This window comes from Streptomyces sp. URMC 127 (assembly GCF_051386535.1).
Classification (GTDB): Bacteria; Actinomycetota; Actinomycetes; order Streptomycetales; family Streptomycetaceae; genus Streptomyces.
In genome coordinates this window covers 1-5,867 of sequence record NZ_JBPQTW010000315.1, presented here as the reverse complement: position 1 = coordinate 5,867, position 5,867 = coordinate 1, and the positions used below count along the sequence as shown (strand labels likewise).

Below are 5,867 nucleotides of genomic sequence, written 5' to 3'. Positions count from 1 at the left end.
CCCCTGCGCCCCCACCACCTCCCGCCGTATGCCCCGCTGGCGGCCGGGCCGGTCGTACGTGCTCGGTCACCGTGCACTACTAGCGTCGCCGGGTGACGGCATCCCGCGTACGAACGTGATGACCCCGGTCAGCAGCACGTCGTGGTTGGAGAACAGGCCGGGCAACTCGTAGCGCCGGCTGAGCGTGGCCGTCCACCGGCCCGGCGGTTCGTACGAGCCGATCATGCGGGCCCGGGAGGCCTGGGTGATGATCCAGCGAGCGTGGTCGTCGGGCAGGTCCCTGGCGCGGCAGAATTCCCGCGCCAGCCTCCACAGGGTCTCTCCGGTGTCCGGCGGACTGGTGACGCCGATGACGGCGATGTCTCCCAACCCGCGGTTGTCGGACGACTGGCTGGTATAGGCGATGGTGTGGCCTTCGAGCGAGAAGACGGTGACGAGGCTCGTACCTGACAGCTCGACGGCGACGCGCTTGCCGGACATGCACGTGGGTCCGTTCCGTCGTCCGGAGGGAGAGATGTGAAAGCCGGGGCCGCGAGGCCGGCAGTCCGTCCGGTCTGCGGCTAGTTGCTGCCGCAGCCGCCACCGTCACCGCAACACGCGGGAGGATTGCACTCGGCTGCTGTACCCCAGAGCTCGTGATCCACGGTGAATCCGGCTGCCTCGATTGCGGCGACGGTGCGCCTGATACCGCCGGCGTCGCGTGGGCCGAGCGGGCCATTGAACGGGTTGTGGTGCAGGAAACGGCCGAACTGCTCCTGGCACCAGCGGGCGTACTCGCGGGTGTGGAGCATGAAGGTGTGCCAGCCGGGGTCGACATCAGTGGAGGGGGACAGGGGGACGTCCTGGCTGTGGCCACTCATCCAGAGGAAGGCGAGAGCCTGATCCATGATGCGTTCGGCCATGGACCGGGGCCTCTTCTCGTGCTCCACGAGGAAGGTCACCAGGCGACTGAACAGTTCGCCGTCGACGAGCGAGCGGCCGGTGCGTACTGCTACTGGAGGGATCATGATCGTTGCGGTCATGGCATCTCCTCGATCTCACGTCGTCCGGGGTTCGTGACGAACGTAGAGCGATGGACGGCCAACCTCCCAGAAGATTGCGCGAGTTTGCAGCACGCTGATTGACGGGCCTGGATGCCTCACCGACCATCGATCTGCGCGCAAAGTCGCGCAAGGCGGAGGACGGGAGACCAGCCATGAAGCTGCGGTTCCTCGGTAAGAACTCCACTCCTGGAGACAGCCCCACTCTGTACGCCAGCGACCGGGACAGTTACGTCGTCCAGGGCTGGAAGGTCTACGCGAACGACCTTCTGATGCGGCTCGATGTACCGGAAGGCCATGCCGTCGTCGAGGTGCCGACCGAACTGTTCGAGCATCTGTCCAAGGACGGTCTGCCCTCTGGGCGGATCAAGAACTTCTCGGACCCGATCACGCTTGTCACCGGGCAAGGGACATGCATCGTGCAGGGGCCGGAGATGCATGACCCCGAGGCTCTGAGCCAGATGAGCATGCCGGGCTACGAGACCTGCGTCGAGATCCCCAAGTCCTCGCTCGTGGCCCTATGGGAGGAGAACGATGGACCTGATCACCCCCGCACAACGTGACGAGCTGTTCCGCAGCCTGGAGCGGGACGCGTTCCATCTGGAGCTGAGGGACCACTACGGGTCGCCCGTCGAGGAAACTCCGTACGCCCGTTGGCAGCGGGGCGAACCCGATGACTACGTCTGGCTGGAACCGTGGACAACACTCATGAAGGGTGTGACGGGGGCTGGAAAGACGGTCAGGCGGGTGCGGGTCGTTACGGAGCCGCACTCGCGCTACGTCGGGTGGGAACACTCGCTGACCCGGCTCAACCTGGAGATGGGCGAGGACATCCGGTGGCTGCCGAGACACCGGTTGCCGAACGGCATCACGTTTCCTGTGGGTGGCAACGACTGGTGGCTGTTCGATGACCGTCTTCTGGCTGTGGGCCACTTCGACACGGACGGGAGGGTTCTCGGCTCGGAGCTGATCGAGGACCCCGAGACCGTGGCCGAGTGCAGGCGGGTGCGGGACGTTCTGTGGTCCGTTGCGATCCCGCACTGCGAGTACAAGCCCTGAGCCATCCGTGAGCACCGAAGCGCAGGCACAGCGAGAGGCTTTGGGGGCCCGGCTGCGAGGGCTTCGCAAGGACGCGGGGTTCAAGAGCGGCCGGGCATTCGCCGCGGCAACAGGGTGGCAGGAGTCCAAAGTCTCCCGCATCGAGAACGGCAGGCAGAACGCCGGCGAGGACGACATCCGTACCTGGTGCGCGAAGACAGGCGCCGAGGAGCAGCTCGGCGACCTGATCGCGACGGTCCGCCACATCGACGAACTGTGGCTTGAGTGGCGTCGCCAGCTCGCCTCAGGAGCCGCGCAGCGTCAGCAGAGGGCCATCCCGGTCTACTCCAAGACCAAGGTGTTCCGCATCTGGCACCCGACACTGATCTGGGGCGGGCTCCAGACGGCGGACTACGCCACGGAGACGTTCAAGCAGGTGATCAATTACTACGAGGTCCCGGACGACACGGCGGCCGCAGTGGCGAAGAGGATGGAACGGCAGAAGTACCTGCATCAGGGCGACCGGATCTTCAACGTGTTGCTCGCCGAGCAGGCTCTCTACAGCAACTTCGGTGGCCCGGACGTGATGCGTGGCCAGCTGGACCGCCTCCTTGCGGTCATCGGCCTTCCGCGGCTGAGTCTCGGTATCATCCCTCGCTCTGCGCCCCTGCATATCTGGCCAGGAAACTCGTTTTCGATGTTCGATGACAAGCTGGTCCTGGTTGAGACCTACTCGGCCGAGTTCTCGGTGACCCAGCCGAGAGAAATCGCTCTCTATGCGAGGGCTTTCATGCTCCTCAAAGCCTCAGCCGTCTACGGCGACAGGGCTCGGGCCCTCATCGCCCAAGCCGTGCAGCACTACGGCAGGTAGGCGGGCAGGTAGGGGCGAGGGACGCCTCTCATGGCAAGGGCGCCCCTCGGGTCAAGCAGTCACAGCCGCCCGGACCTGACCTCGGAGAGGAACGACGTCCAGGTGGACGGTTGTACCTGGAGGGGCGGGAGGGCCGTGTTCTTGGAGTCGCGGATGCCGATGCGGGCGGGAGGCCCGGGGAGGGTAGCGACCTCGACGCAGGTGTGTTGCGCATCGCTGTAGGACGACTTCATCCATATGTCAGGCATCGCTGATCTCTTCCGATAGTTGTTGCAGAAACCCCACGGTCTTCTCCGGCGGCATTGCTGTCGCTTGGAGAGAGCTGAACTTGCGGGAGAAGCGCCCGACCTCGCGTGGCTTGTCCGACATACACAGGGATCCCCATGGCACGTCGGTCTGGACCGTCGACGGCAATGCCTCGCCCAGGTCGAGGATGGTGAAGTTCGTGCCGAACCGGTAGCCGACCTCGCGAGTGCGCAGGATCTGTACTGTCACATTTTCCCGCTCCGACAAGGCGGCAATCTCTGCGTACTGCTCGCGCATGACGTCGGCGCATCCGACGACTTGACCCAGCGCTGACTCCGCCAGGATCGCCCAGAGGCGCACGGCATCCTCGCTGCGGGTCAGGATCTCCTTGCGCATCATGCGCAGGCGGACGCTCTGCTCGATGTACTCACTTGTCGTCTCGTCGTGCAACTTCTCCATCTCGAAGATGGCGGTGGTGTACTTCTTCGTCTGGAGCAGGCCCGGGACCAGGGTCGGGTGCCACGTCTTGATGGCACGGGATACACCTTCGATGTCTGCGAACGTCCGTACCGTCGGGTGCACGGTGCTGGCGAAGGACGTCCATTCCTGACTTGTGGACTCGCGATGCAGCTGGGCGAGCGTAGCGATGTGATCCTCATCCGTGACGCCGTAGCGCTTCAGCAGGCTGCGCAGGTGGCCGGCTTGCTTGAGCGCGATGCTCCCGGTCTCGACGCGCTGCAGGTGGGAGTCGCTGAACCCCAGGCCCTTCACTGCCTGTTCGAGCGTCATCCCGGCTTCGTTGCGCATACGGCGCAGTTCGCTGCCGAGCGCGATCCGACGAGCTGTTGGTCCGATCCGTGCTCCCACCCTCATCGCCTTCCGTGGCTGCTTGCGTGCTGGTTGAGTCTGGCGCCGCGTGTTCACGCTGTGCACCCCTCTGTCCCTCCGGTGCGTGCACCTGACCTCGCTGCGGGCGCCTCAAATCCCGTTGTGTGCACGCGTGTTGCCGCCATGGCATGTGCCACTTCGGAGGCTAGCGGGGTTTCTGCGGGATGGCACTTGAATGCCCAGTTCCCCACTCGGCAGGGTGGTTCCCGTACCGAGTCGCAGGTGCGGGCGCTACGCCCTCGCACCACTCGAAGGAGCCGCCATGCCCCCGTACCCCCGGACCGCCCATGTCGGCGGTGGAGCCGGAATCCTCCCCGAGTCGTCTCCCGTGTCGATCGGGCAGGCGCTCCGGGAGGCCACCGACATGCAGACGTGGCTGCCCGCGCCGTCGCGGCTGGGCGAGGTCACGGACCGTCTCCTCGACTACATCCGGGCGACCGCACCGACCGTGGAGGCCGCCGCGCGGGCCCGGCCCGGGGACTGCCCGGTTCGCCGGGTGGCGCTCACCGTGGTGGAGGAGGCACGGGAGCGATCCGCGGCCGGGCCCGGAAACGGGTACGCGTCCGCGATCGCCTTCGCCCGGAGCCTGGGCAAGGCCGCCGGGGAACTCCTCCACCAGGAGCGGCGGCTGCAGCGGCAAAGCGGTGCGCGGTGAAGCGACTGGCAGTGCGCCTGCACACGTGGTGGATCCTGCACGGCCAGTTCTCCCGGCCCGTACGCGCTCTCTGGCCAAGTCGCCGCCGCGCACATGCCCTCACCGGCAGACAACCCGACACCGTAGAGGCCTCCCTGCGGCAACTCGAACGGCGCATGAAGGTGGTGACCGTGCCGCACACCAGCGGTCCGGAGGCGCTCAGTTCGCTGCCGGAGTGCAGGTGCGGAAGGTAAGGCTATCGACGCGACCGACCGGCATTGCCCGGCGTCACGCGCCTATCTGCCGACGGCAGAAGACCCGGCCGAACGAACTCCGTGATCACTACAGTCCAGTCGCATGACGACGGTTATGACACGCACGGTCGAATACCCGGCCGACGGCCTCACGATGATCGGACACCTCGCACTCCCGGCCGGAACCGATCGCCGGCCCGCGGTGCTGCTCGGACCCGAGGGCCCGGGGGTCGGCGACGTCGAGCGCCGCCGGGCCGAGACGCTCGCCGAACTGGGATACGTGGCGCTGGCATTCGACCTCCACGGTGGGCGCTATCTGAGCGACCCCGAGGAGATGCTGGCCCGTTGCCTGCCGCTGCTCGCCGACCCGGACCGGATGCGGGCCATCGGCCACGCGGCGCTCGACGTATTGCGCGCCGAACCGCGTACCGACCCCGACCGGATCGCCGCCGTCGGCTACGGCACGGGCGGCGCCATCGGGGTGGAACTCGGGCGCGACGGCGTCAACCTGCGGGCGATCGGGACAGTCAACGGATTGACGACGGGCCGACCGGGCGAGGCGGCGCGCATCGGCTGCCCGGTGTGGGCCGGGGTCGGTTCGGAAGACCCGATCATGCCGCCCGCGCAGCGGGACGCCTTCACCGCCGAGATGCAGGCCGCAGGAGTCGACTGGCGCCTTGTGGTCTACGGCGGCGCCTTGCACGCCTTCCACCACCCGTCGGTCGAACATGCCCAGACCGTGCTCCCCGGCGTCGCCTACCACGCACGGCACGCGCAGCGCGCCTGGCGCGATGTCGTCGACCTGCTCGCCGAGTGCCTGCAGCCCGGCACGGACCGGGGCGCTGACGTGTATTTGTGGCGCCAAGTGCCGGGTGCCACCACGCAAGAGGGCACGG

General features: G+C 67.0%; 9 protein-coding genes. 5 read left to right on the top strand and 4 right to left on the bottom strand.

Features of this window, described 5'->3' with window-relative positions; all coding sequences use genetic code 11:
* Positions 1-66: 66 nt before the first annotated feature.
* Together ACSNOH_RS32910 and ACSNOH_RS32905 are read right to left on the bottom strand one after the other, a co-directional pair.
* Positions 67-480 (bottom strand): hypothetical protein, encoded by a 414-nt coding sequence (locus ACSNOH_RS32910; RefSeq protein ID WP_436725119.1) that lies wholly within the window; start codon positions 478-480, stop codon positions 67-69.
* A gap of 80 nt (positions 481-560) precedes the next feature.
* On the bottom strand, positions 561-1,022 hold the full coding sequence (locus ACSNOH_RS32905; protein ID WP_436725118.1) for a glycine-rich domain-containing protein: 462 nt from the start codon (positions 1,020-1,022) through the stop codon (positions 561-563).
* A 173-nt stretch (positions 1,023-1,195) separates the two neighbouring features.
* On the opposite strand from ACSNOH_RS32905, the gene ACSNOH_RS32900 reads away from it, so the two are divergent.
* From ACSNOH_RS32900 to ACSNOH_RS32890, 3 genes are read left to right on the top strand one after another with little or no spacing between them, the layout of a single operon-like run.
* Entirely contained in the window at positions 1,196-1,603 is a 408-nt protein-coding gene (locus tag ACSNOH_RS32900; RefSeq protein WP_436725117.1) for a hypothetical protein, read from the top strand.
* Positions 1,575-2,099, top strand: coding sequence for a DUF6879 family protein (locus ACSNOH_RS32895; RefSeq protein WP_436725116.1), 525 nt, complete (start codon positions 1,575-1,577; stop codon positions 2,097-2,099). Before ACSNOH_RS32900 ends, ACSNOH_RS32895 begins: the two co-directional genes overlap by 29 nt.
* 7 nt (positions 2,100-2,106) lie before the next feature.
* Positions 2,107-2,949 carry a helix-turn-helix domain-containing protein gene (locus tag ACSNOH_RS32890; RefSeq protein WP_436725115.1) on the top strand — a complete coding sequence of 281 codons (843 nt, stop codon included), beginning with the start codon at positions 2,107-2,109 and terminating at the stop codon, positions 2,947-2,949.
* A 59-nt stretch (positions 2,950-3,008) separates the two neighbouring features.
* Here ACSNOH_RS32890 and ACSNOH_RS32885 read toward each other — a convergent pair whose 3' ends face one another.
* Both ACSNOH_RS32885 and ACSNOH_RS32880 read right to left on the bottom strand, forming a co-directional pair.
* Positions 3,009-3,197, bottom strand: coding sequence for a DUF397 domain-containing protein (locus ACSNOH_RS32885; RefSeq protein ID WP_436725114.1), 189 nt, complete (start codon positions 3,195-3,197; stop codon positions 3,009-3,011).
* Entirely contained in the window at positions 3,190-4,062 is an 873-nt protein-coding gene (locus tag ACSNOH_RS32880) for a helix-turn-helix domain-containing protein (protein WP_436725113.1), read from the bottom strand. Before ACSNOH_RS32880 ends, ACSNOH_RS32885 begins: the two co-directional genes overlap by 8 nt.
* A 283-nt stretch (positions 4,063-4,345) precedes the next feature.
* Here ACSNOH_RS32880 and ACSNOH_RS32875 point away from each other — a divergent pair, with 283 nt between their 5' ends.
* Together ACSNOH_RS32875 and ACSNOH_RS32870 are read left to right on the top strand one after the other, a co-directional pair.
* Positions 4,346-4,738 (top strand): DUF6415 family natural product biosynthesis protein, encoded by a 393-nt coding sequence (locus ACSNOH_RS32875; RefSeq protein WP_436725112.1) that lies wholly within the window; start codon positions 4,346-4,348, stop codon positions 4,736-4,738.
* 336 nt (positions 4,739-5,074) lie between these two features.
* The coding region (locus tag ACSNOH_RS32870; RefSeq protein ID WP_436725111.1) for a dienelactone hydrolase family protein at positions 5,075-5,867 on the top strand (793 nt) is incomplete at its 3' end.